The organism is Paracoccus bogoriensis (assembly GCF_019431455.1).
GTDB classification, from domain to species: domain Bacteria; phylum Pseudomonadota; class Alphaproteobacteria; order Rhodobacterales; family Rhodobacteraceae; genus Paracoccus; species Paracoccus bogoriensis.
In genome coordinates this window covers 27425-53638 of record NZ_JAHYSR010000008.1, presented here as the reverse complement: position 1 = coordinate 53638, position 26214 = coordinate 27425, and the positions used below count along the sequence as shown (strand labels likewise).

Here is a 26214-nt window from a genome sequence, read left to right as displayed (position 1 = left end):
GCTGCATGGCCTTGACGGAGAGACCATGCACCACGACGAGACGATCACCGGGCTGATGGGCCGGGTTCAGGCCGTGGCAGAGAAGGGCGAGCGCACGTGCCTGCGCGACGTGATCGACTCGCTTGGACGGGACAGCTTCATCCCGCAGCTGATGATCCCCGCGCTGGCGGTGGTCTCGCCCCTGTCGGGCGTGCCGCTGTTTTCCTCGCTCTGCGGGATCACCATTGCGCTGGTCTCGGCGCAGATGCTGGCGCAGCGCCAGCGGATCTGGCTGCCGCGCTGGCTGCTGGAGAAAGAGATCGACAGCAAGCGCCTGCTGTCGGCCGCGACGCGGATGAAGCGGCCTGCGGGCTGGCTGGACCGGATCACCCGCAACCGGCTGCGTGTCCTGGTCTGGCCGCCGGTCCTGTGGATCGCGCAGGCGCTGTGTCTGGCCTGCGGGCTGATGATGCCGTTTCTGGAACTGGTGCCGTTCACCTCGTCGATCCTGGGGACGGTCGTGCTGCTTCTGTCCTTCGGGATGCTGGCGCGGGACGGGCTGTTCACGCTGCTGGGATTTGTGATGATCGGCGGGTTGGGCATCGGGGTGACGGTGTTCGTCAACGGCAGCACCGTCTAGCGCGTTGCGGCAGGCCGCGGCCCGACGGGCCATCGAGGCCCGCCCGGCCGCCGCCCCTGCGCCTTGCGGCACAGGCGCGCAGCGCATCGCGGCAATCAGGCGCCCGGCTTGATGCGCGGCCCTGTCCCGTCGGCGAAGGCGGCAAGCCGGTCACGCGCGGCCTCTTGCGTGTTCACCACGCCTGCGACTGCGGCCTCGGCATAGGCAGCGTCAAGCGCGCTCATGTTCTGCATGTGGCTGATGGCCGAGCAGATCGCGAAGTTCGACAAGGGCGGGTTCGCCGCCGCCGCCAGCGCGATCTCGTGTGCCTTCGTGGCGGGATCGTCCACCAGATACTGGCAGAGCCCGACCGACAGGGCCTCGTCTCCGCGATAGAGGCGGCCGGTCAGCATCATGTCGATCATCCGCGCCTTGCCGATCAGGTCTGCCACGCGGATCGTGGCGCCGCCCCCGGTGAACAGGCCGCGCTGCCCCTCGGGCAGGCCGAAATAGGTGTCGGGGCCCGCCACCCGGATATGCGCCGCCGAGGCCAGCTCCAGTCCGCCGCCCACGACCGCGCCCTGAAGGACCGCGATCACCGGGACGCCGCCATATTCCATCTTGTTGAACGCCTCGTGCCAGCGCAGGCAGACCTGCATGAAATCGGCCGCCGTGCGGTTGGCCTGATGATGTTCCACCAGATCCAGGCCCGCGCAGAAATGCGGACCGGCCCCCGACAGGATCGCCGCCCGCGCGCCCGATCGGGGCAGCGCCTGAAAGACCTCGATCAGCTCCTCGATCGTGGCGATATCCAGCGCATTGCGCTTGGCCGGGCGGTTCAGCATGACGCTGGCGATGCCATCTGCATCCAGTTCGACTTTGAGGTTGTTCAGGTCCAGCCGGTCGAGGGGTCTCATGGCGCTCCTTTCGGTCAGGGGTTCGTGATCAGCAGCATGACCACTGGAATGGTCAGGATCGAGGCCGCGGTCGAGATCAGGATCGCAGCCGAGACGCGTTGCGGCGCGATGCGGAAATGTTCGGCCAGCATGAAGACGTTGCCTGCGACCGGCAGGGCGGCCGCGGCGATCATGACCGCCGCCGTGACAGGCGGCACGCCGAAGGCCCAAGCGCTCAGCGCGATGGCCAGCGGATGCAGGATCAGCTTGGCCGCCGATAGCCAGCCTGCCGCCGCCACCCGGACCAGCCGCCGCCCGGCCAGCCCCGCGCCGATGGCAAAGAGCGCGCCCGGCGTCGCCGCCGCGCCCAGCAGCGTCAGCAATTCCTCCAGCGGGCGCGGCATCGCCAGGCCCGACTGCGCCCAGGCCAGTCCGGCCAGCATCGACAGGATCATCGGATTGCCCGCCAGCCCCCGCAGCACCGGCAGGACGGCCGCGAGCCGCAGACCGCCCTGCCGCGCGCCGTGGACGATCAGCGTGATCAACGCCGAAAAGACCAGCATGTCGATGGCCAGCACCATCAAGAGCGGCCCGACGGCGACCGGCCCCATCAGCGCGACCAGCATCGGCACGCCCAGAAAGCCGGTATTGCCGGTCATGCAGCAATGCGCCTCCATCGCGGCCTCGGGCAGGGACAGACCGCGCGCGCGTGCAATTGTCATGCCAAGAGCCCAGACCGCAAGCGAGCCGGTCAGATAGGCCAGGACGAAGCGCGGATCGAAGATGGCAGTCAGATTCAGCCCCGCGGCAAAGCGGAACAGCATCGCCGACAGCGCAAAGTAGAAGACGAAGCGGGTCAGCCAGGCGGCACCCTCGGGCGGAAAGAGACGGAATGCAGCGGCCAGCCAACCCAGCCCGATGAGCCCGAAAAAAGGCAAGGTCTGCAAAAAGACCTCAGCCATGGCGCGCGGTGTTATGTTTCATGCCGCCCCTTTGGGGCCTCAGCCGGACCCGATCAAGATGCCTACGGCCAGCACCAAACCACCGCCGACCACGACTTGCAAGGTGGCCCGCCAGAAGGGGGTCTGCATCCAGCGGTTCTGAATCCAGGCGATGGCCCAGAGCTCCAGGAAGACCACGATGATGGCGATCGTGGTCGCGGTCCAGAAATCGGGGATCAGGTAGGGCAGGGCATGGCCCAGACCCCCGATCGTGGTCATCACCCCCGCCGCGATGCCGCGCTTGATCGGCGAGCCTCGCCCCGAGACGACGCCGTCATCGGATGCGGCCTCGGTGAAGCCCATGCTGATCCCGGCGCCCAGGCTGGCGGCAAGCCCCACGATGAAGGTCGTCCAGGGATCCTGCGTGGCGAAGGCCACCGCGAAGATCGGCGCCAGCGTCGAGACGGAACCGTCCATCAGCCCGGCCAGACCGGGCTGGACCCAGGTCAGCACGAAGTTGCGATGGGCGACTGCATCCTCGGCCGCGCGGGCGTCGCCGCCCAGATAGGTGTCCGCCAGCTCATCCGCGCGGGTCTCGTGATCGCGCTCGGCGGCGGCCAGATCGCCCAGAAGCTTGCGGATGCCCGCATCCTGGCTGAGCTGTGCGGCGCGGGCATAGAAATCGGCGGCGTCACGCTCCATCCCTGCGGCCTCGCTGCGGATCTGGTCCAGCGTCAGGGTCTTCATCATCCAGGCCGGGCGGCGCATCGGATAGCCGGCCACATGCTCGCGGCGGATCACCGGGATCGCGTCGCCCCACCGCTCGCGATGCAGGTCCAGAAGCGCGCGGCGGTGGCCGTCCTCTTCCAGCGCCATGGCGTCGAAGATTGCGGCGGTGGCGGGATAATCCGCGCGCAGGAAGCTGGCCCAGTTGCGATAGATGCGGGCGTCGTCCTCTTCCGAGGCGATGGCCAGCGCGACGACCTCCTGCTGAGTCAGGTCGTCGAACCGCTTGCGATTGGTCAAAAGCGCCATGCTCATCCTGGGTCTTCAACCATGTTCGAGGCAAGACCTGTGGCGGTGGGGAGGCCAGAGGCCCTTTGCCGCGGTGGAATTCACGCGCGCCGTCCCCGATCGGGCGCTCTTGCACCATGACATGACCCGGCTGCCCACAGAAATGCGGCACATCGACCACTGCCGCCAGCCCTGCACGCCCAGGTCACGGGTCGAGACCTCGGGCGTCCAGTTCGCCCAACCGCACGGAGCCGTGCCAGGTTCGGGTGGCCTTTTCGGCCTGATGGCTGCGCGGTTTGGGTTCTGGGCGTGCGAAGGCTTCTGCCGTGACGGGCGCGCCCATGTCAGAGCGGGCAGGGGGCGCTGCCCCCCGTCCCTTGCGGGGACTTCCCCCGGGATATTTACGTCGAGGCAAAGAGGTGGGCTTTCCTGTTTCCGCAGTCGGCCCTATGCAGAAGGAATGAGCGATTACGACGAGATCCGCGCCCGCATCCGGGCGCTTTGCGAGGGCGAGACCGATGAGGTCGCGCTGATGGCGACCGTGGCCTGCGAGCTGCATCATTCGGACGAGCGGTTCGACTGGACGGGTTTCTACCGCGTGGTCGCGCCGGATCTGCTGAAGATCGGCCCCTATCAGGGCGGGCACGGCTGCCTGGTGATTCCTTTTTCGCGCGGCGTTTGCGGCGCCTGTGCGCGGACGCGCGAGGTGCAGCTGGTCGATGATGTCGAGGCTTTTCCCGGGCATATCGCCTGTTCCTCATCCACCCGGTCCGAGATCCTCCTGCCGGTTTTCGGCGCGGGCGGGCGGCTGATCGGAGTTCTGGATATCGACAGCGACCGGCCCGCCGCATTCGATTCGCGCGACGCCGAGGCGCTGTCGGCCATTCTGGCCGACGTGTTCGGCCATCTCTGACGCAGGAGTCCCGATGATCTGGGAGACGATCGCCGCCATCCCCTCGGCCCAGCTGCTGGCCTTCGTGCTGGGCGGGCTGGTCCTGAACTTCGCGCCGGGCCAGGATGTATTCTTCGCCAGCGCCTGCGGCATCCAGGGCGGGCCGCGCGCCGGGGCATGGGCCGGGTTCGGTGTAGGGCTGGGCGTGCTGATGCACGTGACGCTGGCCACGGTCGGTCTGGGCGCGCTGGTCGCCGCCCATCCCGAGGCCCTGCGGGCGATCAAGTATCTGGGCGCGGCCTATCTGCTGTGGCTGGCCTGGAAGAGCTGGAACGCGGGCGAGGTCGATCCTGCCGCGCGGGGCAGCGTGCGCGTCTGGTCGATCATCCGGCGCGGTTTCCTGTCGAACGCGCTGAACCCCAAACCCGTCCTGTTCATGCTGGCCTTCCTGCCGCAATTCACCAATCCGGCATGGGGCCCGATCTGGCAGCAGATCCTGGGCCTTGGGCTGATCTTTGCCTTCACCGGGACGTTGGTGACGATGGGTTACGGCATCGTCGGCGGGGTGGCCGGGCAGGTCATCGGCAAGCGGCTTGGTCTGGTCAACCGAATCGCCGCCGTGATGTTCGCCGGGCTGGCGCTGCGCCTTGTCGCGCGATGAGCGATTTCGTCTATACGCCCCCCAAGGGGGGCGTCACCGTGCTTCATGCCGATCACGAGATCCTGGTCGTGGACAAGCCCTCGGGGCTGTTGTCGGTGCCGGGGCGCGGCGAGGATCGGGCCGATTGCCTGATCGCGCGGCTGCGCGGCGCCTTTCCGACCGTGTTGCTGGTGCATCGGCTGGATCTGGATACGTCGGGCGTCATGGTCTTTGCGCTGAGCCCGCACGCGCAGCGCCATCTGGGCCGCCAGTTCGAGGCCCGGCAGGTCAAGAAGATCTATGTCGCGCGGCTGGCCGGGCGGCTTGAGCCCCGGACCGGGCGCGTGGATCTGCCGCTGGCGGTGGACTGGCCGAACCGCCCTCGTCAGAAGGTCGATCACGAGGCGGGGCGTCCCGCACAGACCGATTGGCGGGTGCTTTGCGCCGATGACCGGGAAACCCGTGTGCGGCTGATGCCGGTCACGGGACGCAGCCACCAGTTGCGTGTCCACATGGCCGAGATGGGGCATCCGATTCTGGGCGATCCGCTTTACGCCAGCGGCGCGGCCGCCAACCACCCGCGCCTGATGCTGCACGCCGAGACCCTGCGCCTGCGCCACCCCGACAGCGGCGTGGTGGTGGGCTTTTCCAGTCCTGCGCCTTTCTAGGCCGCCGAACCAGCCCGGCGGGCGCGCCGCAGCAGCCAGCGCGCGAGCCAGGGCAGCAGCGCCAGCGCGATCAGGGCCGCGACAAGCCGGGGGCCGAAAATGTCCGAGATGTCGTCGATCTCGGCCAGGCTGGTCCCGGCAAGCGCCAGGATCGTCTTGTTCGGCAGAACCCCGATGGCCGTGATCGGCACGAAGACCGCCAGCCGCATCCGGCTGATCCCGGCCGCCAGGTTGATGACCAGGAAAGGCAAGGCCGGGGTCAGGCGCAGGCTGAGCAGCGCGATCCAGCCGTCGCGCGCCACGGTGCGATCCAGCGCCTGCGCCCGGCGGCCCAGACGACGCCTGAGCGGGCGATAGATCAGATGCCGCGCAATCAGAAAAGCCAGCATCGCGCTGAGGGTTGTGCCTGCCACCGACAGCAGCGCCCCCGCCCAGAGGCCGAACAGCGCGCCTCCGGCCAGGGTCATGACCGTAACCACCGGCAGGGGCAGGGTTCCCGCGACGCCGAAGATCACCACGAAAACCACTGCCGCCAGCGCCGTGTTCCGGTCGCGCCAGCTGCGGATCAGCGCGACCTGGTCATAGACCCATGTCAGATCGACCCCGCCCGAGGGCAGATGTGGCCACAACGCAAACCCCGCCCCCAGCACCGCCAGAGCCAGACCAACCAGCGTGGCGCGCCGGATCAGTCTGTGCCGTCCGGGTCGGGCGGGGTCACGCGGCCGGGCTCGGATCATGGCGTTTCCCTTGCAAGGTCGGCGGGCCGGCCCTGTCCCGGGCCTGGCCTCTTGGCGCAACGACCGGGGATGCCCTCGGGTTGCCTGCTGCCTGCCGGGTTGTGGGCCGTGGCGGGCTGACCTAAGGATTGCGTAGCCATGGGGGGGTAACGGATGACGCATCTGTGGGTCAGGGCCGAAAGCAGGCCGAACGAAGAGCGTGTGGGCATCACGCCCGACGGGGTGCGGCGCCTGATTGCACAGGGTTTCACCGTCACGGTCGAGAAATGCCCCCGCCGCGTCATCCCGGCCGATGCCTATGTCAAGGCGGGCGCGGCCATCGCCCCCAAGGGCAGCTGGCCCGGCGCCCCCGCCGATGCGATCATCTTCGGTCTCAAGGAACTGCCCGAGGACGGCACCCCCCTGCACCATCGCCACATCATGTTCGGCCATGCCTACAAGGGCCAGCCCGCGGGACAGGCCCTGCTGCGCCGCTTTGCCCAAGGCGGCGGGACGCTTCTGGATCTGGAATACCTGACCGACGAGGACGGCCGCAGGCTGGCGGCCTTCGGCTATTGGGCCGGCTATGCGGGCGCGGCCGTGTCGTTGTCGGCCTGGGTCGCGCAGCAGGCGGGCGCGATCTGTCCGCCCGTGCGCGCCTGGCCGGGACGCGATGCGATGCTGGCCGATCTGCAGGCCCGGATGGATGCGACGGGGCGGCCCCGCCCGCGCGCCATCGTGATCGGCGCCAGGGGCCGCGTGGGCAGCGGTGCCTGCGATCTGCTGACCGCGATGGGTGTGACCGTCACCCGCTGGGACATGGCCGAGACCGCGCATGGCGGCCCCTTCCCCGAGGTGCTGATGCACGACATCTTCGTCAATGCGATCCTGGCCCGGCCCGGGGCACCGGTTTTCGTGCCGCAATCTGCCCTGACGGCGCCGCGTGCCTTGTCGGTGATCGGCGATGTGGCCTGCGACCCGACCAGCGAATTCTCTCCGATCAAGGTCCATGACCGAACGACCAGCTGGGACCAGCCTGTCCTGCGCGTGGCTGACAGCCCGGTGCTGGACGTGATGGCGATCGACAATCTGCCCTCGATGCTGCCGCTGGAAAGCTCCGAGGATTATGCCGCGCAGCTTCTGCCGGTGCTGGAGGGGCTGGATACCTTCACCGCCCCCTGGGCGCGTGCCAAGGCGCTGTTCGTCCGGCATTCCGGTTCCCGCCTCTGACGCCATCGTGAAGTCGCAGTCCGGCTTTGACCGGAACGCAATCTGCGCCGGGTTGTTCGATCCCTGACACAGCCTGACGGAACGGAGGACGACGATGACAACGAAGGCGCGCCCCAAGGCTCCTGGCCTGATGATCAGCACGCTGGCACTTGCTGCGGGGACGGGGCTTCTGGCCTGCGCCGCCTTTGCACAGGACTTCAACGACGCCCCGCCGCATGGCGCCCGGTTCGGCCAGACCCCTGCCTTCGAGGGCCAGACCCGTGCTCCGGTGATCGAGGATGATCTGACCCTTGCACAAGAGGTCATCGCCGACGGGCTGGAACATCCCTGGGGCCTGGTCGAGATGCCGGATGGCAACTGGCTTGTGACCGAACGTCCGGGCCGGATGCGCGTCATCACCCCGGATGGCGAGGTTTCGGACCCGATCGAGGGCCTGCCCGAGGTCGATGCCCGCGACCAGGGCGGTCTGCATGACGTGGCCATCGCCAGCGATTTCGCGGAAACGCGCCGCGTCTGGTGGACCTATGCCGAACCGATGGAGGACGGCAAGAACACCACCGCCATCGCGACCGGCATCCTGAACGAGGACGCCACCGCGCTTGAAGATGTGCAGCGCATCTGGCAGCAGGTGCCCGCCTGGGACTCGACCAAGCATTTCGGCGCCCGCATTCTCTTTGACGACGAAGGGCATCTGATTGTCGGCCTGGGCGAGCGGTCCGACCCCGAGCCACGCGAATATGCGCAGGATCCCCAATCGACCCTGGGCAAGGTCATCCGCATCAATCGCGAGGACGGCAGCCCCGCCGGCGCGGGGATCGACGGCGCGCTGCCCGAAATCTGGTCGATGGGCCACCGCAACATCCAGGGCGGTGCCATCGATTCGCAAGGCAACATCTGGTTCAACGAACACGGCCCGCGCGGCGGGGACGAACTGAACCTGATCCAGCCGGGCGCGAATTACGGCTGGCCGGTCATCACCTATGGCGTGGAATATGCGGGCTCGCAGGTGAACGAGGGTCTGACCGCGCAGGATGGCATGGAGCAGCCTGTCTATTACTGGGATCCCTCGCCCGCGATCAGCGGCATGGCCTTCTATGAGGGCGAAATGTTTGCGGATTGGCAAGGCGATGCCCTGATCGGCGGCCTGCAAAGCCAGGACATCATCCGCCTGACCATCGAGGATGGCCGCGTCACCGGCGAACAGCGCTATGCCAAAGGCATCGGCCGCGTGCGTGAAATCGAGGTGGCCAGCGATGGCGCGCTGATGGTCATCACCGACCACGAGAACGGCGCCCTGATCCGCCTGACGCCCGAAGGCTGATCAGCATGACGATGCCGAACCCCGCCCCGTTCCGGGCGGGGTTCCTGCGTCAGACGGGCTTCTGCAGCGCGTCCTCGACATCCTCGGGCGAGATACCGAGCGCCTCGAGCCCGGCTTCCAGCAGATCGGCCAGACGCGGCTCTCCCATCAGGTAGTCGGCGGTGGGGGTGGTCCGTTCGGCGCGAGCGGTGGCGATGGCCTCGGCCAGTTCCTCGGGCTCGAAGCTTTCGCGGCCGATCCACATGACCGCGACAAGGCTGGCCTGTTCGTCATCGTTCATCGAATCGATGAAATCGTGCAATTCGGTGCGCGTGCCGTGCTGGCGACGGCTGCCCTGATGGGCCCAGGGATTGACCCCGCTGTCATAGTCGCGGGCGCGGATGATCACATGGGCGATCTTGTCGGTGGCGATTTGCAGCATGTCGCACCTCCTTTTGCGCCAGTGTCGCGCCGAGGGCGGCGCGGGTCAATCCTTGCGGCCGAAAAGACGCTCGATATCGGACAGACCCAGCCGGACCCAGGTGGGGCGGCCGTGATTGCACTGACCCGACCGGGGCGTGCGCTCCATCTCGCGCAGCAGGGCGTTCATCTCGTCCGCGCTCATCCGGCGGCCCGACCGCACCGAGCCGTGGCAGGCCATCGAGGACAGGACCGCGTCGATGCGCCCCCGCAGCCGGTCGGACACGCCCTGATCGGCCAGATCGTCCAGAATGTCGCGGATCAGGGCTGCTCCGTCCAGACGCCCCAGCAGGGCGGGAATTTCGCGGATCGCGATGGCGCCGGGGCCGAAGGGCTCGATAACCAGCCCCAGCTCGGCCAGATCGGGGGCCAGCGACAGGATCAGGGCCGCCTCGGCTTCGGACAAGGTGACGATCTCGGGGATCAGCAGCGCCTGTGTCGTGATGCTGCGGCTGGCGGCCTGGGCCTTCAGCCGCTCATAGACCAACCGTTCATGGGCGGCGTGCTGATCGACGATGATCAGACCGTCAGCGGTCTGGGCGATGATGTAATTCTCGTGGATCTGCGCGCGCGCGGCGCCCAGGGGGGCATCCGCCGGGGCCTCGGTCGCCGGCTCCAGCCGGGCCGAGGCGCTGGCCTCGGCAAAGCCCGAGGCCAGAAGCGGCGCCTGCGCCTCTTGCGCGGCCCGGATTGCCGCGGTCGAGGGCGGCACCGACTGCCATGTGCGGTGGGGATGATGGGGCGCGGGCGTCTCGGGGCGGAAGGCATCCGCCATCGCTGCGCCCAACGTGCCCGAGGCGCGGTGCCCCGCCCCCGCCATCGCATGACGCAGCGCGCTGACGACCAGCCCGCGCGCGGCCTGCGGATCGCGGAACCGGACCTCGGCCTTGGCGGGGTGGACGTTGACATCGACCAGTTGCGGATCGCAGCTCAGATACAGCACCGCCGCCGGATGGCGCCCCGGCGCCAGCACATCCATGTAGCCCGCCCGCAAGGCCCCGGTCAGCATCTTGTCGCGGACCGGGCGGCCGTTGACATAGACATGCTGCGCCACGGCGGCCCCCCGCGAATAGGTCGGCAGCGCGGCAAAGCCGGTCAGCGCGATCCCGTCCCGCGTCGCGTCCAGCGGCAGGGCATTGTCGATGAAATCCGCGCCCATGATCCGCGTGAGCCGGGTGGCCAGTGCGCCGAACAATTCGCCCTGTTCGGCATCGGCACGAAAGATCTCGCGCCCGTCAGCGGTCAGGGTGAAGCCGACAAAGGGCTCGGCCATGGCAAGGCGGCGCACGGTTTCGGCCACGGCCTGCGTCTCGGCGCGGTCGCTGCGCAGGAATTTCAGCCGGGCGGGCGTGGCAAAGAACAGGTCGCGCAATTCGACGACAGTGCCGGGATTGCCCGCCGCCGGACGCACTGGCGCGACGCGCCCCCCTGTCACGGCGATCTGGGCGGCATCCGCCCCCCGTGCGCGCGAGGTGATGACCAGTCGCCCCACCGCGCCAAGCGAAGGCAGCGCCTCGCCGCGAAAGCCGAAGCTCTTGATTGCCAGCAGGTCGCTGCCGTCGATCTTGCTGGTCGCATGGCGCGAGAGGGCCAGCGGCAGGTCGTCCGCCGTCATGCCGCAACCGTCATCGACCACGCGGATCAGGCGGCGCCCGCCATCCTCGATGGTGATGTCGATGCGGCTCGCCCCGGCATCCAGCGCATTCTCGACCAGTTCCTTGACCGCCGAGGCCGGACGCTCGACCACCTCGCCCGCGGCGATACGATTGGCCGTTGCCTCGTCAAGCTGGCGGATGATAGGCCGGATATGGGGGGTATGGGTGTTCATGCCCCCATATCTAGCACCTCCCCTGCCTGCCTGCCAGAGATTCGCCCGACCCCGGGCGCGACCGCGCCGCGGTCGGCCGGCGTGCCGGCCGCGGCGCCACCGCCGGCCCGCAGGGCCGGCTATTCCGCCGCCAGCGGCAGGTCGTCTTCGGTCTCGATCCCCTCGGGCCGCCCGACCAGCACGAAGCGCAGTCGGTCAGGGTCCAGCAATTCGCCCGCCACGCGGCGCACATCCTCGGCGGTCACGGCCTCGACGCGGTCGTTGCGGGTCTCGATGTAATCGACCGGCAGCCCGATCAACTGCATCCCCGCCAGGATTGAGGCGATCCGCCCGTTGCCGTCGAAGCGCAGCGCGTATTCGCCCGTCAGAAAGGTCTTGGCATCAGCCAGTTCCTGCTCGGACACGCCCTCGGCCATGCGCGCCCATTCCGTGCGGATCAGCTCGACCGCCTCGGCCACGGTGGCATTGGCGCTGGCCATGCTGCCACGCCAGATCTGGCCGTAAAGCCCGGTCGAAAGCCCGGTTCCGACGCCATAGGTCAGGCCGCGCTTTTCGCGGATCTCCTCCATCAGGCGCGAACTGAAACCGCCGCCGCCCAGGATATGATTGGCCAGGACGGCCGCAAAGTAATCGGGATCGTCGATGGCGATTCCCGGTCCGGCAAAGCTGACGACCGTCTGCGGGCTGTCCCAGTCGATCACCGTCACGCCACGGGTCAATGCCGGCTCGACCGCGTCGGGCAAGGGGGCAGTGGCCTCTTCGGGCAGGCCCGCCAGAACCTTGTCGATCAACAGACCCAGATCCTCGGCCGAGATGTCGCCCGCCGCGCCGACCACCACCCGGTCGCGCGCCAACACCCGGTTCTTGGCCGCAACCAGATCTTGCCGGGTCAGTGCCTGGACGCTGTCCACCGTGCCATTGGCCGAACTGCCATAGGGATGATCGCCCCAAGCCTGTCGCGCCAGTTCCCGGGCCGCAATCACATTGGGGTTGCTGGCCTCGGACCGGATCGCCGCCAGAACCTGCGCGCGCACGCGCTCGACCGCGGCATCGTCGAAGCGGGGCTGGCTCAGCGCCTCGGCCAGCAGTATGGCGGCCTCGTCGCGCGTCTCGGTCAAGGCCCGCAGACTGACATTTACCGTGTCGTCGCCCGCTGCAAAGGACAGGCGCGCGCCCAGATCCTCGACCGCCTGGGCAAAGGCCGTGGCGTCACGGGTGCCGGCGCCTTCCTCCAGCAATGCCGTCATCAGGTTGACCGCGCCCCGTTTGCCGGGCGCATCCATGCTGGCCCCGCCCCGGAACTGGAACTCGACCGCGACAAAGGGGATGCTGTCATCCTGGACCAGCCAGGCGCCAATCCCCTTGGGCGACGTGACCTCCTGGATCTCGATGGCCTTAACGGGCAGGGCGAAGGCCGCGAACAGCAAGAAAAGGGCGGCGCGGATCATCCTTGCACCTCTGATTCGGCGGTTGCGGGAGGCTCGATTGCGGGGGTCGTCGCGGGCGCCTCGGCGGCAAGGCTGTCGGGATGGGGCGCTGCATCCGGCAGCAGCCAGCCGGTCACGCGGCCCGGATTGTCCAGCACCATCCGTGCGGCCTGCATCACCTGGTCATCGGTCACTTCGCTCAGGATGCGTGGCCAGTCCAGCACATCCTCGACGCTCAGGCCCGTCGCCAGGCCCTGCCCGAAATCATAGGCGCGCGCATGGGCGGAATCGCGGCCATAGATTTCCGCAGCCCTGATCCGCGTCCGGACCCGTTCCAGATCGGCCGGGTCGGGGCCTTCCTCAAGGAACCGCGCCAAGGCAGCATCCAGCGCCGCCTCGGCCTCGGCCGGAGACACTCCGTCGGCGGGCACGAGCGACAGAGCGAAGTCGGTGCGGTCCAGCGACAGCCCGTCGTAGCGCGCGCTTGCGAAAAGAGCCTTGCCCGGCAGCACCAGTTCGCGCCCCAGCACAGAGGTTTGCGAGGATCCGCCCAGCAACTCGGCCAGCACCGTCAGCGCCGCCGCCTGGCGCTGGTCGCCCGGTTCGCGCGCGGGGGCCAGGATACGGCGCGTCATCTGCGGTTGCGGCACGCGAGGGTCGGACATTTCCAGGCGCCTGTCGGCCCGTTTGGGCGGCTCCTGCGGGCGCTGGCGGGGGGCGATGTCGCCACGCGCAGGGATGGGGCCGTAATGTTCCTCGGCGAGAGCACGCACCTCCTCGGCCGAGACATCGCCCGCCACGATCAGAATGGCGGCGTCGGGCGCGTAATGGGCCTCATACCAGGCCTTCGCGTCGTCCAGGGTCAGCGCCTCGATCTCGTGGCGCCAGCCGATGATGGGGCGGCCGTAAGGGTGGTTGTCATAGAGAACCGCATTCAGTTCTTCGGCGAACAGGGCGCGCGGATCGCTGTCGATGCGCTGCGCGCGTTCCTCCAGCACGACCTGGCGTTCGGCCAGCCAGTCATCATCCGAGATGTTCAGATTCGCCATCCGGTCGGCCTCCATCGCCATGACCATGGGCAGGCGGTCGCTGGCGATGCGCTGGAAATAGGCCGTGAAATCCCACGAGGTGAAGGCGTTGTCGCTGCCGCCATTGGCCGTGACGATCCGCGAGAACTCGCCCGGCTCAAGGCTGTCGGTGCCCTTGAACATGAGATGTTCCAGATAATGCGCGATGCCGGACTTGCCCGGTTCCTCGTCGGCGGCGCCGATTCGGTACCATACCATCTGCACGACGACCGGGGCGCGGCGATCCTCGATCACCACGGTTTCCAGCCCGTTGGACAGGGTGAAATGGGTGACGCCATCGGCCAGATCGGCCAGGGCGGTGCCTGCGGACAGGATCAGCCCCCCCATGAGCGGCAGGGCGGCGGTGACGGGCGTTTTCAGGGCGGGGCAGGGCATCGGGGAAGCAACCTCCTCTTTCCTGCTGGAAATCTGGACCTCTCGCAACCCGGACGCAACCCGGACTCAAGCGAATGTGTCGCCCCTTCCGTTCGAGGGGCGCGGGGGCGAAGCCCGCGAAAGCCCGGCCCCTCGATGGGGTCGGGCTTTCGCCCCCTGCCCGTCGGTCAGGTGAGGCTTGGCTTCAGGCGATCAGGGTCAGCGGCAGGCTGCGCGGGCCATGCGCCTGCAGGCCGGTCTTCCACAGGACCGGGCCCGCAGCTTCGATCGCCCGTGTGCGCGACAGAAGAGCCGAGAACAGCACCTCCATGTTCAGCCGGGCCAGATTGTTGCCCAGGCAGACATGCGCGCCTGCGCCGAAAGCCAGATGCATGTTCGGCCGGCGCCGGATGTTCAGACGGTCGGGATCGGCAAAGGCCGCCGGGTCGCGGTTCGCGCTGGCGTAGAGCAGGCCGAACTTCGTCCCCTTGGGCCAGTCCTGCCCGCAGATCGTCAGATCCACCGAGGCGTAGCGGTGAAAGAACGGCAGCGGCGCAGAATGGCGGAACATCTCCTGCACGGCCTGCGGCATCAGCGCGGGTTCGGCGCGCAGGGCCGCCATCTGGTCGGGATGGCCGATCAGCGCGTTCAGCCCCGACCCGATCACGTCGATGGTCGAGCCGTGGCCCGCATGGAGGATCTGCATGACCGTGGCGATCAGCTCGTCATGGGTCAGCAGGCCCGCCGTCTCGGCGCCGATCAGCGCGCTCATCAGGTCGTCGCGCGGCGCGGCACGGCGGGCGGCGTAAAGCTCCTCCAGCAGCTCGGCAAACAGCCGCGTCGCCTCCTCGGCGCGGGCCTTTTTGGCGGCGCTGCGGTCTATGTCGAAATAGCTGACGACATCCTCGGACCAGGCGGTCATCTGCGGGGCCAGCGCCGGGTCGGTGCCGATCAGATGGCCGATCACCTGTCCCGGCAGATGGGCGGCCAGGCTCTCGATGAAATCCACCGGCCCCGCGCCGATCAGCGGCGCCAGTTCGCGGGCGACCCAGTCCGCGACGAAGCCGCGCAGGCTTTCAAGCCGTGTCTTGGTGAAAAAGGGAAAGACCGCGCGGCGCAGGCGGTCATGGTCGGGGCCGTCCAGTTCCAGCATCGAGGTCTGGACGTAGCGTTCATGGAACGGCATGTCGTGGAAATTGCCCGCGACCTGAAGGCGGCGCACGTCGTCCGGGGGCAGGAAGGCCGCGGCCGAACGCACCATCCGCCGGTCCAGCGCGATGGCGCGGACATCCTCCATCCGGCTGGCCAGATACCCGTCAAAGGCCGCCCAATAAGGCAGGCCGGGCATGGCACGCAGGCGGGCATAGGCGGGCCAGGGATCGGCGCCGAAATCCGGCGCCGCGGGATCAAGCAGCGGTTCCATCGGATCAGCGCGTCTGCGGCCGGGGCGAGGTCGGCGTGACCGCGCCCGCGCGCTGCCAGCGCAGCAACTCGGCCCGCTGATCCAGCGCCATGGGCGCATAGGCGCGCTGATAGACGCTGGAGTTGAACAGAACCTCAAGCGGGCGGCGGGCATTGCGCTTGCGCCAGCGCAGATCGGCCGCTGCCAGCGTCGCCCGGATCGAAGGGTCGGTGCCAAGGCGTGAGGCATGGGCGACCAGTGCCTGATCGACCGCGCCGATGCCTTGATCGGCCAGCCGCGCCGGGTTGCCGCCAAGCGCCGCCACGGCGTCGCCCTGGGGGTTCGGGTCGGTCAGGTTCGCGCCGCCCGGCGTGGGCGTCGGCAGCACGGCCAGATCGGGCGGCATCGACAAGGGCCGCGTCGGCAGGATGGCGAATTCGTCGGGCGAGGTCTGTCCCGCGCGAATATTCATCAGCCTGCCATCGCCCGAGCAGCCCGCCAGCGCCGTCGCGGCCGCCACTCCGATCATCAGCGCATATGCCCGCATATCCTGCCCCTCTGGTCCTTTGCGCCCGTTCTAGCCGGATTTTCCTGCCCCGTCACGGGGCTGTTCACGGGGCTGTTCACGGGGCTGTTCGCCGGGCAGGCCCGCGGTCCGATCGGGCGCGGTGGCGGGCCGGGTCCGGGGCGCGCGGGGCTTTCGGGGCTTCTTCGGCGGCAAGGATTGCGGTTGCGGGATCAGGACCAGCCCGATGGCCCCCGCAAAGATCGAGATGTCGGCCAGATTGAAGCTGTAGGGGTTCTGCCAGTTGGGCAGCGACATGTTCAGGAAATCGGCCACCGCACCATAGAGGATGCGGTCGATCACATTGCCAAGCGCGCCGCCGATCAGCAGCCCCGCCGAGATCCGCGCCAGCCGTCCGCAGGCGTTGCGGCGCACCCAGAACCAGACCCAGAGGCAGATCGCCAAGGCAATGCCGATCAGCACCCAGCGCATCACCTCCTGATCCGAGGCGAAGAGCCCGAAATTCACGCCCTGATTCCAGGCCATGCGCAGGTTCAGCCAGGGCGGAAAGACATCAATGGCGCGCACCCGGTCCAGGTGCAGGACATGGACGACCCAATATTTCAGCGCCTGATCCAGAACGAAGATCACCGCCGCGACCCAGGCAACCAGGCGCATATCGGCGCGCTGCGGCCCCTTGGGCGCGCGTTTGCGCGGGGTGGCGGGCTTGCGCGCGGGGGCGCGCAGGGGTTTCGCCGGCGCGGCCATCAGTGCCGGAAATGCCGCTGGCCGGTCAGCACCATCGCCAGACCCAGCCGGTTCGCCGCCGCGATCACCTCGTCATCCCGCATCGAGCCGCCGGGCTGGATCACCGCGCGGGCACCTGCCGCTGCCAGCGCCTCGATCCCGTCGGCAAAGGGGAAGAACGCGTCGGACGCCACTGCTGCGCCATTGGTCAGCGGCTCGGGCAGGCCGAGAACCTCGGCCATGTCCTCGGACTTGCGGCGACCGATGCGGGTGCTGTCCACGCGGCTCATCTGGCCCGCGCCGATGCCGACGGTGGCGCGGTCCCTGGCATAGACGATGGCGTTGGATTTCACATGCTTGGCGACGGTCCAGGCGAACATCAGGTCGGCCAGCTCATCTTCGGTCGGCTGACGTTCGGTCACGATCTTCAGATCGGCGCGCGTCACATGGCCGTTGTCGCGGTCCTGCACCAGAAGCCCGCCGGCAACCTGCCGCCAGGCCAGCCCGCCCGCCCGCGGATCCGGCAGTCCGCCCGTGGTCAGCAGGCGCAGGTTCTTCCTGGCGGCAAAGACGCGGCGAGCGTCCTGGTCGGCATCGGGCGCGATGACGACTTCGGTGAAGATCTTCACGATCTCTTCCGCCGTCGCACCGTCCAGCGGCTGGTTCAGCGCGATGATGCCGCCGAAGGCCGAGGTCCGGTCGCAGTCGAAGGCGCGCCTGTAGGCCTCCAGCGCGGTCTCGCCCCGGGCCACGCCGCAGGGATTGGCGTGCTTGATGATCGCGCAGGCGGGGCCGTCCGCGGGGTCGAACTCGGCCACCAGCTCGAAGGCGGCGTCGGTGTCGTTGATGTTGTTATAGGACAGTTCCTTGCCCTGATGCTGCTGCGCGGTGGCCACGCCGGGGCGCGCATCGCCGGTGACGTAGAAGGCGGCCCGCTGATGCGGGTTCTCGCCATAGCGCAGGCCCTGCGCCAGGGTGCCTGCGAAGGCGCGGCGGCGGGGCGTGGCCTCGCCGATGGCCTCGGCCATCCAGGTGCTGACGGCGGCGTCATAGGCGGCGGTGCGGGCATAGGCGATCTGCGCCATGCGCTGCCGGAAGGGCAGGGTCGTGCCGCCATGGGCGTCCAGTTCCGCCAGGACCGCGTCGTAATCCTGCACATCCACGACCACGGTGACGAAGCCGTGGTTCTTGGCCGCCGCCCGGATCATCGCCGGACCGCCGATGTCGATATTCTCGATGCAGTCGTCATAGGCCGCGCCCTTGGCGACCGTCTCCTCGAAGGGATAGAGGTTCACCACCAGCAGGTCGATCGCGCCGATGCCGTGCTGTTCCATGGCGGCCACGTGGTCGGCATTGTCGCGCAGCGCCAGCAACCCGCCATGCACCGCCGGGTGCAGGGTCTTGACGCGACCGTCCATCATTTCCGGAAAGCCGGTCACATCGGCCACGTCGGTCACGGTCAGGCCCGCATCGCGCAGGGCCTTGGCGCTGCCGCCGGTGGACAGGATCTCGACGCCGCGGGCATCCAGCGCGCGGGCGAAATCGACCAGGCCGGTCTTGTCGGATACGGAGATCAACGCCCGCTTGAGGGCAACGGCGGCAGAGGCTGCGTGTGCAGACATGGGTGGGGCCTCGTGTCTCTGGGTGACGCCCAGTTAGCGAATGCCCCGCCCGAGGTCCAGACTCAGCGCCGCGAGGACAGGATCTGGCTGGCCAGTTGCAGCGCGGCCACGACCATGACGGCCGTGCCGATCCCCGAGGCCAGCCCGCCCGCGCCCCGCGCCGCGGTGGTCGCGCCGCGCGTCCGCAGGACGAACTGCGCCAGTTTCAGGCCCATGGCGATGGTGCTCCGTCTCATCGGAATACCTCTGTTCGGGGTTGCTTCGCGGGGGAAAGGCCTGGCGGGGCTGCCGGGTTTCCGTGGGGCGATGTCGCAGCGCGCCGCTTGTCCCCCGCTCAGCCGGGCTTGCGCAGGCGTGCCATGTAGAAGCCGTCCATGCCGCCCCGGTCGGCCCAGTAATCGGGGCGCAGGCGCAGCCCGCCTTCCTCGGTGATCCAGGCGGGGTCGATGCCCGGCAGGTCGGGGCGCTCCACCATCAGGCCGGGATGGCGGGCAAGCGCCTCGTCGATCTGCACCTCGCCCTCGTCGGGGATCAGCGAGCAGGTGGCAAAGACCAGCCGCCCGCCGGGGCGCAGGATGGACAGGGCATGATCCAGCATCGCGGCCTGCAGCGCGATCAATTCGGCGATGCCGTGGCCGTCACGGATGAAGGGCAGGTCGGGATGGCGGCGGATGGTGCCCGTGGCCGAACAGGGCGCATCCAGCAGGATCGCGTCCGGCGCGGTGGCAGGCCGCCAGTCCAGCGCGTCGGCGGCGACCAGATCGGCGGACAGGCGGCAGCGGGTCAGGTTCTCGGTCACGCGGCGCAGGCGCGCATCCGAGATGTCCAGCGCGGTGACCTGCGCCCCGGCCGCGGCCAGTTGCAGCGTCTTGCCGCCCGGCGCGGCGCAGAGATCGACGATCCGCTCGCCGGGTTGCGGGTCCAGCAGGCGGGCGGGCAGGGCGGCGGCGGCGTCCTGCACCCACCAGTCGCCCGCATCATAGCCCGGCAGGGCGCTGACATGGACCGGCCCGTGCAGGCGGAACGATCCGGTCGGCAGCGCCTCGGCCCCCGGAGGCGGCGTGGCGCCGGGCTTGACGGTCAGATCAAGCGGCGCGCCCTGCTGATGGGCGGCCTCGATGGCCAGCAGGGTCGCTGCGTCATAGGCGTGCGCCAGCGGCTCGCGCAGCCATTCGGGCAGGCGCTGCGGTGGCAGATCGGCCCAGCCCTGACAGGCAGATGCCTTGCGCAGCACCGCGTTCACCATTCCCGCCGCCGCCTGCCCGCGTTTGCCCAGGCCGCGCGCCAGATCGACGGCGGCGCCCACGACGCCATGGGCGGGCGCGCCCAGTTCCAGCATCTCGACCACGCCAAGGCGCAGCACATCCGCGATCTGCGGCGCCGGATTGCGCGCGACCAGCCGGGCGATAACGGCATCGGCCCGGCCCTGATGGCGCAGCGTCTCGGCCGCCAGCCGCGCGGCACGCGCCTGGTCGGCCACCGGCAGGGCGCGCAAGGCGTCCGACAGGTCTGACAGCGCACGCCCCTCGCGCACGCCCTGGATCAATCGCAACGCGCCCTTGCGCGCCATATCGCCGCCCGGCCTTGCCAAAATGCTTTCCTTCACCTGAATCTTCGTCAAGACTGGCCCAAGCCCTTACGACCATTCCGAGGATCTTTCCATGAGCGATGACAGAACCGGGGTGCCGGCCGCCGATGCCAGCCCTGCCACGCGCGATCTTCCCCCCGCCGCCCAACGCGCCCTGGCCGAGGCCGAGGAGCGCCGCAAGGCGCGCGCCGCCCAGATCCTGCCCAAGGAATATGGCGGCCGCGATGGTCCTGAACCCGTGCGCTACGGCGATTACGAAAAGAACGGCATCGCGGTGGATTTCTGAGGATGGACTGGCTTCGGGCCTCGGCCATGCAGCAGGGGCGCGCCATCATGGCGGGCATCCTGGACCCCATCGACCAGACCGAGGCCTATCTGGCCGCCGCGAAGGGCCATCCCGATTGCACGCGCATCTATGCCCGTCTGACGCCTGCCCGCGCCCGGTCCGAGGCCGTCGCTGCGCATGACCGCGCCAGGCAGGAGCGCCGCCACAGTCTGCTGGACGGCGTCGCCATCAGCTGGAAGGACAATATCGACAGCGGCGGCACCCCGACCGAGGCCGGCTCTCGCCTGCTGGAGGGCCGGGTGCCGCGCAAGGACGCCATCGTGCTGGCGCGGCTGGCACGGCGCGGCACGGTCTGTCTGGGCAAGACGCATCTGACCGAACTGGCCTTTTCGGGTCTGGGTCTGAACCCGATGACCGCGACGCCGCCCAATGCGCTGGACCCCGACCTGGCGCCGGGGGGCAGTTCGTCGGGGGCGGCGGTCTCGGTCGCGCTTGGGCTGGCGGCGGCGGCGATCGGATCGGATACCGGCGGCTCGATCCGGGTGCCTGCGGCCTGGAACGGTCTGGTGGGGTTCAAGCCGACGCCGGGCGCGGTGCCGGAAAAGGGGGTCGTGCCGCTGTGCCGCAAGTTCGACGTGACCGGACCCATCGCCCGCAGCGTCGAGGATTGCGCCGAGATCTTCGCGCTGATGACGGACCAGCCTGCGCCCGATCTGACGGATGCCTCGATTTCCGGGCGCCGCCTGCTGGTGCTTGAGGGCGCGCCCTTCGACGGCGCCGAGACCGCGCCCGTCACCGCCTTTGCTGATGCGCTGGACAGGCTGGGCCGGGCGGGCGCGCACATCACCCATGTCGCGACCGAATGGACCGACCGCGCGCTGGCCCTGTCGCCGGTGCTGTTCGCCCCCGAGGCCTATGGTATCTGGCGCGCCCAGATCGAGGATGCGCCTGAATTGATGTGGACCCCGGTGCTGGAACGCTTCCGGGGCGGGGCCGATATCAGCGCGATGGATTACGTCGCCGGCTGGGAAAGCCTGACCCGCATCCGCCGCAAATGGGTCAAGGAAATCGCGGGCGGATTCGACGCCGTCCTGATCCCGACCGTGCCGATCCTGCCCCCCAGGGTCGAGCGACTGATGAACGATCAGGCCGAATTCGTGCGCGCCAACCTGCTGGCGCTGCGCAACACGCGGATCGGCAACCTGCTGGGCCTGCCGGCGGTGACGTTGCCCACCGGGCACCCGGCCTGCGGGATTTCGCTGATGGGCCATGCGGGGCGCGACCGGCATCTGCTGTGCGTGGCCGCCGGGGTCGAGGCTGCGCTGGCGGTCTGAGGGCCGCCCGCCTCTGCCTGCTCTTTGCTGGACGCAAGGCGGCGATCACGCTAAAGTTTCTGTCAGGAAAACGGGGCGCAGACCCCGAAGCGAGGCAGAGATGGCAACACCCGAGCGGTTCTCGAACCTGCCGGACTACGCATTCCCGCGTCTGCGGGCATTGCTTGCGGACCTGACGCCGGGGCTGGCGCCGGGCGCCGCCCCCACCGTGCTGACCATCGGAGAGCCGCGCCACGCGATGCCCGATTTCGTCGCGCAGGTGATGGCGGACAGCATCGGCAGCCTTGCGAAATACCCCGTGAACGAGGGCACGCCCGAATTGCTGGGCGCCATCAGCGGCTGGCTGGGGCGGCGCTATGGTCTGGACGTGGCGCCCGACCGGCTGATGGTGCTGAACGGCACGCGCGAGGGGTTGTTCAACGCAGCCCTTGCGCTGTGTCCGGAACGCAAGAACGGCCAGCGCCCCGCGATTCTGGTGCCCAATCCGTTCTATCAGGTCTATGCGGTGGCCGCCGCCGCCGTGCAGGCCGATCCGGTCTTTGTCCCCGCGACGCCCGAAACCGGCAACCTGCCTGATTACGCGGGCCTTGATCCGGCGCTGCTGGACCGGGTGGCGGTCGCCTATCTGTGCTCGCCCGCCAACCCTCAGGGCGCGGTGGCGGGGCGCGATTATCTGGAACGGCTGATCGCGCTGGCCGAGCGGCATGATTTCCTGATCTTCGCCGATGAATGCTATTCCGAGATCTGGCGCGACACGCCCCCGCCCGGCGCCTTGCAGGTGGCGACAGCGATGGGCCTGCCCGACCGGGTGGTGATGTTCAATTCGCTGTCCAAACGCTCGAACCTGCCGGGGCTTCGGTCGGGTTTCGCGGCGGGCGGCGTGGCCCAGATCCGCGAGATGCGCCGCCTGCGCAGCTATGCGGGCGCGCCCTTGCCCCTGCCCGTGCAGGCCGTCAGCGCCGCCGCATGGGGTGACGAGGATCACGTGGGGGCCAGCCGCGCGCTCTATCAGCAGAAATACGCCATCGCGGACCGGGTTCTGGGCGCCATGCCGGGCTATCTGCCGCCCGAGGCCGGGTTCTTCCTGTGGCTGCCGGTAAACGATGGCGAACAGGCGGCGCGCAGGCTCTGGGCCGAAGCGGGCATCCAGGTCCTGCCCGGCGCCTATCTGGCGCGCGAGGTGGACGGGCAGAACCCCGGACGCGGCTTTGTCCGCGTGGCGCTGGTCGCCGATGCCGACGAGACCGAGGCGGCCCTGCGCCGCATGGTTGACGTTCTGACGGATGAAAGGGGCTGAGCCATGGCAAGCTGGCACGCGAAACACCGTGATCCGCTGTTCGACCAGACCACCCGCGCCGCGTTGGAACGCCGCGGCAAGGAGCTGATGGGCGCGGGCCTGATCACGCTGGCGGTGATCGTGGCGATGATCCTGGGCAGCTGGTCCTCGGACGATCCCAGCTTCCTGTCGGCAACGGACGAACCTGCGCAGAATTTGCTGGGCAGCTTTGGAGCCTATATCGCCTCGCCCCTGATGATGATCGCGGGCTACGGGTCCTGGGTGCTGGTTCTGGCGGGTGTCGTCTGGGGCCTGCGGCTGATGCTGCACAAGGGCGAGACGCGGCTGATGCGCGGCATCTTCACGCCGATCGCGGTCGCGCTGGTCGCGGTCTATTGCTCGACCCTGTTGCCGGGGCCGGACTGGCAGCAGACCTATGGCCTGGGCGGCCATTTCGGCGACATGGTAATGGGCGCCATGCTGAATCTGATGCCCGTGAAGGCGCAGATCGGTATCCGGGTGGCGGGCCTGCTGACGGCTGCGGGCGTGGTGGCGATCCTTGCTTTTGTGCTGGGCTTCGACCGGGCCGAACTGCGCGGCCTGTGGCGGCGCTTCGTGATGGGTCTGGCGCTGGCCGCGCAGATGGCGCAGGCGGCCTTTGGCGGCGCGCAGGCACTGGTCGCGGGCCTGCGCGACCGCCGTGCCCGCAATGCGGACGAGGCCCCGCAGCCGCGCGTCGAGCCCGCCCCCGCCCGCACGCGCCGCGCGCCCGAACCCTTCGAGCTGGAGGCCGATATGCCCCAGCCCGAACTGATCGAGCCCGAGCTGATCGACCATGACGATCACGGTCCCGCCCCGACCCAGGACGAATTGCGCGGCCGCATCAGCGACGCGATCACCAGGCGCTCGGGCAAGCCGTCGGTGTTGGCGGCGGTCGCGGCGCGTCTGGCCCGCGACGGTGGCGCCCCTGCTGCCGCTGCGGAACCCGAAGCCGAGCCGCGCCCCTTTGGCGCCGAGACGCCGCGTCAGATCGTGACCCCCGCCAAACGCACCGCGCCCTCGCGCAGCGCCCAGGCCGAGGCCGAGCCGCGCCTGCGCTTCGACGAAAGCGGCCCCGCCTACGAGGTGCCTCCGCTGGCGCTGCTGACCGCGCCGACGGCCAGCGACCGGCACCACATCTCGCAAGAGGCGCTGATGGAAAATGCCCGGATGCTAGAGGCGGTGCTGGACGATTACGGCGTCAAGGGCCAGATCACCGAGGTCCGCCCCGGCCCGGTCGTCACGCTTTACGAACTGGAGCCCGCTCCGGGGCTGAAGGCCAGCCGCGTGATCGGCCTGTCCGACGACATCGCGCGGTCCATGTCGGCCCTGTCGGCGCGGGTCTCGACCGTGCCGGGCCGCACCGTCATCGGCATTGAACTGCCGAATGCGCGCCGCGAGAAAGTGCTGCTGCGCGAGATCCTGGCCAGCCGTGCCTTTGGCGACGGCACGCATCCCCTGCCGCTGGCACTTGGCAAGGATATCGGGGGCGATCCGGTCGTGGCGAACCTGGCCAAGATGCCGCATCTGCTGATCGCGGGCACCACCGGGTCGGGCAAGTCGGTCGCGATCAACACGATGATCCTGTCGCTGCTCTACAAACTGACGCCGGACGAATGCCGGCTGATCATGATCGACCCCAAGATGCTGGAACTGTCGGTCTATGACGGCATCCCGCATCTGCTGTCCCCGGTCGTCACCGACCCCAAAAAGGCCGTCGTCGCGCTGAAATGGGTCGTGGGCGAGATGGAGGACCGCTATCGCAAGATGTCCAAGATGGGCGTGCGCAACATCGAGGGCTATAACGGCCGTGTCCGCGAGGCCCTGTCCAAGGGCGAGATGTTCAGGCGGACCGTCCAGACCGGCTTTGACGAGGATACGGGCGAGCCGATCTTCGAGACCGAGGAGTTCCAGCCCGAGACCTTCCCCTATATCGTGGTGATCGTGGATGAGATGGCCGACCTGATGATGGTCGCCGGCAAGGAGATCGAGGCCTGCATCCAGCGCCTGGCGCAGATGGCGCGGGCCTCGGGCATCCATCTCATCATGGCGACGCAGCGCCCGTCCGTCGATGTGATCACCGGCACGATCAAGGCGAACTTCCCGACCCGGATCAGCTTCCAGGTCACATCCAAGATCGACAGCCGCACCATTCTGGGCGAACAGGGCGCCGAGCAGCTTCTGGGCCAGGGCGACATGCTCTACATGGGCAATGGCGCGCGGATCACCCGCATCCACGGCCCCTTCGTCAGCGACGAAGAGGTCGAGGAGGTTGTGACGCATCTGAAATCCTTCGGACCGCCCAGCTACCAGTCCGGCGTGGTCGAGGGCGTGGACGAGGACAAGGCCGACGACATCGACGCCGTGCTGGGCCTTGGCGGCGGAGAAAGCGGGGACGAGGCGCTTTACGACCAGGCGGTGATGATCGTCGCGCGCGACCGCAAATGCTCGACCAGCTACATCCAGCGCAAGCTGGCCATCGGTTACAACAAGGCCGCCCGTCTGGTCGAGCAGATGGAAGAACAGGGCGTCGTCAGCGCAGCGAACCATGTCGGCAAGCGCGAGGTTCTGGTGCCCGAGATCTGATCGCGGGAGCCGGCGCCCAAGGAGACATCCATGACCGTCTGGCAGCTTCACATGCTGAATGCGCGCGGCACGCTGACGCCCATCATGGCCGAGATCCGCGCCCATGCGCGCGAGGTTGTCGAACTGGTCTCGCAGCGACTGGACCTGCCGCGCTTCGATCTGGTGGTGCGTCGTGGCGATGCGGTGATCCCGGAATGGGGGATTGCGGGGCAAGCACCCGCGCTTGGCGTGATCGAATTGGTCCTGGACCCCGACCGCGTCGAAGCGCCGCATTTCAGGCGGATGCTGGTGCGGCAGATGGTCCATCTGCTGCGGTGGGAGATAGCGCCACCGGACCGCTCTTTGGGCGAGGCGCTGGTGGCGGCCGGATTGGCGGGGCATCTTGTGACCGAGCTACTGGGTGGCGTGGACCCGTGGGATCAGGTGCGGCCCGGAACGGGGATGCTGAAACAGGCGGCCGCCCTGTGGGCACGGCGCGATCAGGATCCTGGCGAGTGGTTCCAGGGGCGCGGGCGGATGCGGAAATGGTCGGGTTACGGGCTGGGCTACCGGATCGTTGCCGAGCATCTGGCCGAGGGCGGCGATGCGGCGGCGCTGGTCCATGCGCCCGCCGACGCCTTCCGGGCCGCCTTGCGGCGGTTGATGGCGATGGAAGGGGTGGAAGAGCCCGAGACGGTCGCGCCCTCTGAGGTCGAGGAGGCACCCGGCGAAGAGGCCGCGGGCAACTCGCCCCCCGGACGCCCCGAGGATAGCTGAG

At 68.9% G+C, this 26214-nt stretch carries 25 protein-coding genes; 11 read left to right on the top strand and 14 right to left on the bottom strand.

Annotated features, from left to right (window positions below; translation table 11 throughout):
• Positions 1-25: 25 nt before the first annotated feature.
• On the top strand, positions 26-619 hold the full coding sequence (locus KY389_RS05615; protein WP_219829872.1) for an exopolysaccharide biosynthesis protein: 594 nt from the start codon (positions 26-28) through the stop codon (positions 617-619).
• A 95-nt stretch (positions 620-714) separates the two neighbouring features.
• Here the strand turns inward: KY389_RS05615 and KY389_RS05610 are convergent, their stop codons facing one another.
• From KY389_RS05610 to mbfA, 3 genes are read right to left on the bottom strand one after another with little or no spacing between them, the layout of a single operon-like run.
• Entirely contained in the window at positions 715-1515 is an 801-nt protein-coding gene (locus tag KY389_RS05610; RefSeq protein WP_219829871.1) for a crotonase/enoyl-CoA hydratase family protein, read from the bottom strand.
• A 14-nt stretch (positions 1516-1529) separates the two neighbouring features.
• Positions 1530-2456, bottom strand: coding sequence for an AEC family transporter (locus KY389_RS05605; protein ID WP_219829870.1), 927 nt, complete (start codon positions 2454-2456; stop codon positions 1530-1532).
• A 39-nt stretch (positions 2457-2495) separates the two neighbouring features.
• Positions 2496-3470 (bottom strand): iron exporter MbfA, encoded by a 975-nt coding sequence (gene mbfA, locus KY389_RS05600; RefSeq protein WP_219829869.1) that lies wholly within the window; start codon positions 3468-3470, stop codon positions 2496-2498.
• A 439-nt stretch (positions 3471-3909) separates the two neighbouring features.
• Here mbfA and KY389_RS05595 point away from each other — a divergent pair, with 439 nt between their 5' ends.
• The 3 genes from KY389_RS05595 to KY389_RS05585 are packed head-to-tail and all read left to right on the top strand — an operon-like array spanning position 3910 to position 5649.
• On the top strand, positions 3910-4362 hold the full coding sequence (locus KY389_RS05595; protein ID WP_219829868.1) for a GAF domain-containing protein: 453 nt from the start codon (positions 3910-3912) through the stop codon (positions 4360-4362).
• Positions 4363-4375: 13 nt separating this feature from the next.
• Positions 4376-5002, top strand: coding sequence for a LysE family translocator (locus KY389_RS05590; RefSeq protein ID WP_219829867.1), 627 nt, complete (start codon positions 4376-4378; stop codon positions 5000-5002).
• The gene (locus KY389_RS05585; protein WP_219829866.1) at positions 4999-5649 is read left to right on the top strand and encodes a pseudouridine synthase; all 651 of its coding nucleotides are present in this window, start codon (positions 4999-5001) and stop codon (positions 5647-5649) included. The genes KY389_RS05590 and KY389_RS05585 overlap by 4 nt, the downstream gene beginning before the upstream one ends.
• Here KY389_RS05585 and KY389_RS05580 read toward each other — a convergent pair.
• Positions 5646-6386, bottom strand: a complete 741-nt coding sequence (locus KY389_RS05580; RefSeq protein ID WP_219829865.1) for a TVP38/TMEM64 family protein — start codon at positions 6384-6386, stop codon at positions 5646-5648. The genes KY389_RS05585 and KY389_RS05580 overlap by 4 nt on opposite strands.
• Positions 6387-6539: 153 nt before the next feature.
• Between KY389_RS05580 and KY389_RS05575 the strand changes: the two genes are divergently transcribed.
• Positions 6540-7595 carry a saccharopine dehydrogenase gene (locus KY389_RS05575; RefSeq protein WP_219829864.1) on the top strand — a complete coding sequence of 352 codons (1056 nt, stop codon included), beginning with the start codon at positions 6540-6542 and terminating at the stop codon, positions 7593-7595.
• 94 nt (positions 7596-7689) lie between these two features.
• The gene (locus KY389_RS05570) at positions 7690-8916 is read left to right on the top strand and encodes a PQQ-dependent sugar dehydrogenase (RefSeq protein WP_219829863.1); all 1227 of its coding nucleotides are present in this window, start codon (positions 7690-7692) and stop codon (positions 8914-8916) included.
• Between the two features lie 49 nt (positions 8917-8965).
• Here the strand turns inward: KY389_RS05570 and KY389_RS05565 are convergent, their stop codons facing one another.
• From KY389_RS05565 to KY389_RS05520, 10 genes are all read right to left on the bottom strand, one after another.
• Positions 8966-9337 carry a DUF3775 domain-containing protein gene (locus KY389_RS05565; RefSeq protein WP_219829862.1) on the bottom strand — a complete coding sequence of 124 codons (372 nt, stop codon included), beginning with the start codon at positions 9335-9337 and terminating at the stop codon, positions 8966-8968.
• 45 nt (positions 9338-9382) lie between these two features.
• Entirely contained in the window at positions 9383-11203 is a 1821-nt protein-coding gene (mutL, locus tag KY389_RS05560) for a DNA mismatch repair endonuclease MutL (RefSeq protein ID WP_219829861.1), read from the bottom strand.
• A 119-nt stretch (positions 11204-11322) separates the two neighbouring features.
• Positions 11323-12651, bottom strand: coding sequence for a M16 family metallopeptidase (locus tag KY389_RS05555; RefSeq protein ID WP_219829860.1), 1329 nt, complete (start codon positions 12649-12651; stop codon positions 11323-11325).
• Positions 12648-14093, bottom strand: a complete 1446-nt coding sequence (locus KY389_RS05550; protein ID WP_425517145.1) for a M16 family metallopeptidase — start codon at positions 14091-14093, stop codon at positions 12648-12650. The genes KY389_RS05555 and KY389_RS05550 overlap by 4 nt, the downstream gene beginning before the upstream one ends.
• Positions 14094-14277: 184 nt before the next feature.
• Complete coding sequence (locus KY389_RS05545; RefSeq protein ID WP_219829859.1) at positions 14278-15495, bottom strand: cytochrome P450; 1218 nt, start codon at positions 15493-15495, stop codon at positions 14278-14280.
• Between the two features lie 4 nt (positions 15496-15499).
• Positions 15500-16021, bottom strand: coding sequence for a DUF3035 domain-containing protein (locus tag KY389_RS05540; RefSeq protein ID WP_219829858.1), 522 nt, complete (start codon positions 16019-16021; stop codon positions 15500-15502).
• 30 nt (positions 16022-16051) lie between these two features.
• Positions 16052-16747, bottom strand: a complete 696-nt coding sequence (gene lspA, locus KY389_RS05535) for a signal peptidase II (RefSeq protein ID WP_246587976.1) — start codon at positions 16745-16747, stop codon at positions 16052-16054.
• Entirely contained in the window at positions 16747-18348 is a 1602-nt protein-coding gene (purH, locus tag KY389_RS05530) for a bifunctional phosphoribosylaminoimidazolecarboxamide formyltransferase/IMP cyclohydrolase (RefSeq protein ID WP_219829857.1), read from the bottom strand. The genes lspA and purH overlap by 1 nt, the downstream gene beginning before the upstream one ends.
• A gap of 62 nt (positions 18349-18410) precedes the next feature.
• Positions 18411-18584, bottom strand: coding sequence for a hypothetical protein (locus tag KY389_RS05525; protein ID WP_219829856.1), 174 nt, complete (start codon positions 18582-18584; stop codon positions 18411-18413).
• A 98-nt stretch (positions 18585-18682) separates the two neighbouring features.
• Positions 18683-19918, bottom strand: coding sequence for an RsmB/NOP family class I SAM-dependent RNA methyltransferase (locus tag KY389_RS05520; protein WP_219829932.1), 1236 nt, complete (start codon positions 19916-19918; stop codon positions 18683-18685).
• 91 nt (positions 19919-20009) lie between these two features.
• Here KY389_RS05520 and KY389_RS05515 point away from each other — a divergent pair, with 91 nt between their 5' ends.
• The 5 genes from KY389_RS05515 (at position 20010) to KY389_RS05495 (ending at position 26213) form a co-directional block, all read left to right on the top strand.
• Positions 20010-20222: a DUF1674 domain-containing protein gene (locus KY389_RS05515; protein ID WP_219829855.1), complete on the top strand. Its 213-nt coding sequence runs from the start codon at positions 20010-20012 to the stop codon at positions 20220-20222.
• A 2-nt stretch (positions 20223-20224) separates the two neighbouring features.
• Entirely contained in the window at positions 20225-21556 is a 1332-nt protein-coding gene (locus KY389_RS05510; RefSeq protein ID WP_219829854.1) for an amidase, read from the top strand.
• 100 nt (positions 21557-21656) lie between these two features.
• Positions 21657-22853: an aminotransferase class I/II-fold pyridoxal phosphate-dependent enzyme gene (locus KY389_RS05505; RefSeq protein ID WP_219829853.1), complete on the top strand. Its 1197-nt coding sequence runs from the start codon at positions 21657-21659 to the stop codon at positions 22851-22853.
• Between the two features lie 3 nt (positions 22854-22856).
• Complete coding sequence (locus KY389_RS05500) at positions 22857-25457, top strand: DNA translocase FtsK (RefSeq protein ID WP_219829852.1); 2601 nt, start codon at positions 22857-22859, stop codon at positions 25455-25457.
• A 30-nt stretch (positions 25458-25487) separates the two neighbouring features.
• Positions 25488-26213 (top strand): DUF2268 domain-containing putative Zn-dependent protease, encoded by a 726-nt coding sequence (locus KY389_RS05495; protein ID WP_219829851.1) that lies wholly within the window; start codon positions 25488-25490, stop codon positions 26211-26213.
• Position 26214 lies beyond the last annotated feature (1 nt).

Excerpts from the sequence above, each read along its gene's own strand:
- KY389_RS05545 (WP_219829859.1), bottom strand. The coding sequence starts at position 15,495 with ATGGAACCGCTGCTTGATCCCGCGGCGCCGGATTTCGGCGCCGATCCC.
- KY389_RS05605 (WP_219829870.1), bottom strand. The coding sequence starts at position 2,456 with ATGGCTGAGGTCTTTTTGCAGACCTTGCCTTTTTTCGGGCTCATCGGG.
- KY389_RS05510 (WP_219829854.1), top strand. The coding sequence starts at position 20,225 with ATGGACTGGCTTCGGGCCTCGGCCATGCAGCAGGGGCGCGCCATCATG.
- lspA (WP_246587976.1), bottom strand. The coding sequence starts at position 16,747 with ATGGCCGCGCCGGCGAAACCCCTGCGCGCCCCCGCGCGCAAGCCCGCC.
- KY389_RS05495 (WP_219829851.1), top strand. The coding sequence starts at position 25,488 with ATGACCGTCTGGCAGCTTCACATGCTGAATGCGCGCGGCACGCTGACG.
- KY389_RS05550 (WP_425517145.1), bottom strand. The coding sequence starts at position 14,093 with ATGCCCTGCCCCGCCCTGAAAACGCCCGTCACCGCCGCCCTGCCGCTC.
- purH (WP_219829857.1), bottom strand. The coding sequence starts at position 18,348 with ATGTCTGCACACGCAGCCTCTGCCGCCGTTGCCCTCAAGCGGGCGTTG.
- KY389_RS05540 (WP_219829858.1), bottom strand. The coding sequence starts at position 16,021 with ATGCGGGCATATGCGCTGATGATCGGAGTGGCGGCCGCGACGGCGCTG.
- KY389_RS05615 (WP_219829872.1), top strand. The coding sequence starts at position 26 with ATGCACCACGACGAGACGATCACCGGGCTGATGGGCCGGGTTCAGGCC.
- KY389_RS05565 (WP_219829862.1), bottom strand. The coding sequence starts at position 9,337 with ATGCTGCAAATCGCCACCGACAAGATCGCCCATGTGATCATCCGCGCC.
- KY389_RS05520 (WP_219829932.1), bottom strand. The coding sequence starts at position 19,918 with ATGGCGCGCAAGGGCGCGTTGCGATTGATCCAGGGCGTGCGCGAGGGG.
- KY389_RS05585 (WP_219829866.1), top strand. The coding sequence starts at position 4,999 with ATGAGCGATTTCGTCTATACGCCCCCCAAGGGGGGCGTCACCGTGCTT.
- KY389_RS05610 (WP_219829871.1), bottom strand. The coding sequence starts at position 1,515 with ATGAGACCCCTCGACCGGCTGGACCTGAACAACCTCAAAGTCGAACTG.
- KY389_RS05570 (WP_219829863.1), top strand. The coding sequence starts at position 7,690 with ATGACAACGAAGGCGCGCCCCAAGGCTCCTGGCCTGATGATCAGCACG.
- KY389_RS05595 (WP_219829868.1), top strand. The coding sequence starts at position 3,910 with ATGAGCGATTACGACGAGATCCGCGCCCGCATCCGGGCGCTTTGCGAG.
- KY389_RS05500 (WP_219829852.1), top strand. The coding sequence starts at position 22,857 with ATGGCAAGCTGGCACGCGAAACACCGTGATCCGCTGTTCGACCAGACC.
- KY389_RS05580 (WP_219829865.1), bottom strand. The coding sequence starts at position 6,386 with ATGATCCGAGCCCGGCCGCGTGACCCCGCCCGACCCGGACGGCACAGA.
- KY389_RS05525 (WP_219829856.1), bottom strand. The coding sequence starts at position 18,584 with ATGAGACGGAGCACCATCGCCATGGGCCTGAAACTGGCGCAGTTCGTC.
- KY389_RS05515 (WP_219829855.1), top strand. The coding sequence starts at position 20,010 with ATGAGCGATGACAGAACCGGGGTGCCGGCCGCCGATGCCAGCCCTGCC.
- mutL (WP_219829861.1), bottom strand. The coding sequence starts at position 11,203 with ATGAACACCCATACCCCCCATATCCGGCCTATCATCCGCCAGCTTGAC.
- KY389_RS05575 (WP_219829864.1), top strand. The coding sequence starts at position 6,540 with ATGACGCATCTGTGGGTCAGGGCCGAAAGCAGGCCGAACGAAGAGCGT.
- KY389_RS05555 (WP_219829860.1), bottom strand. The coding sequence starts at position 12,651 with ATGATCCGCGCCGCCCTTTTCTTGCTGTTCGCGGCCTTCGCCCTGCCC.
- KY389_RS05505 (WP_219829853.1), top strand. The coding sequence starts at position 21,657 with ATGGCAACACCCGAGCGGTTCTCGAACCTGCCGGACTACGCATTCCCG.
- KY389_RS05590 (WP_219829867.1), top strand. The coding sequence starts at position 4,376 with ATGATCTGGGAGACGATCGCCGCCATCCCCTCGGCCCAGCTGCTGGCC.
- mbfA (WP_219829869.1), bottom strand. The coding sequence starts at position 3,470 with ATGGCGCTTTTGACCAATCGCAAGCGGTTCGACGACCTGACTCAGCAG.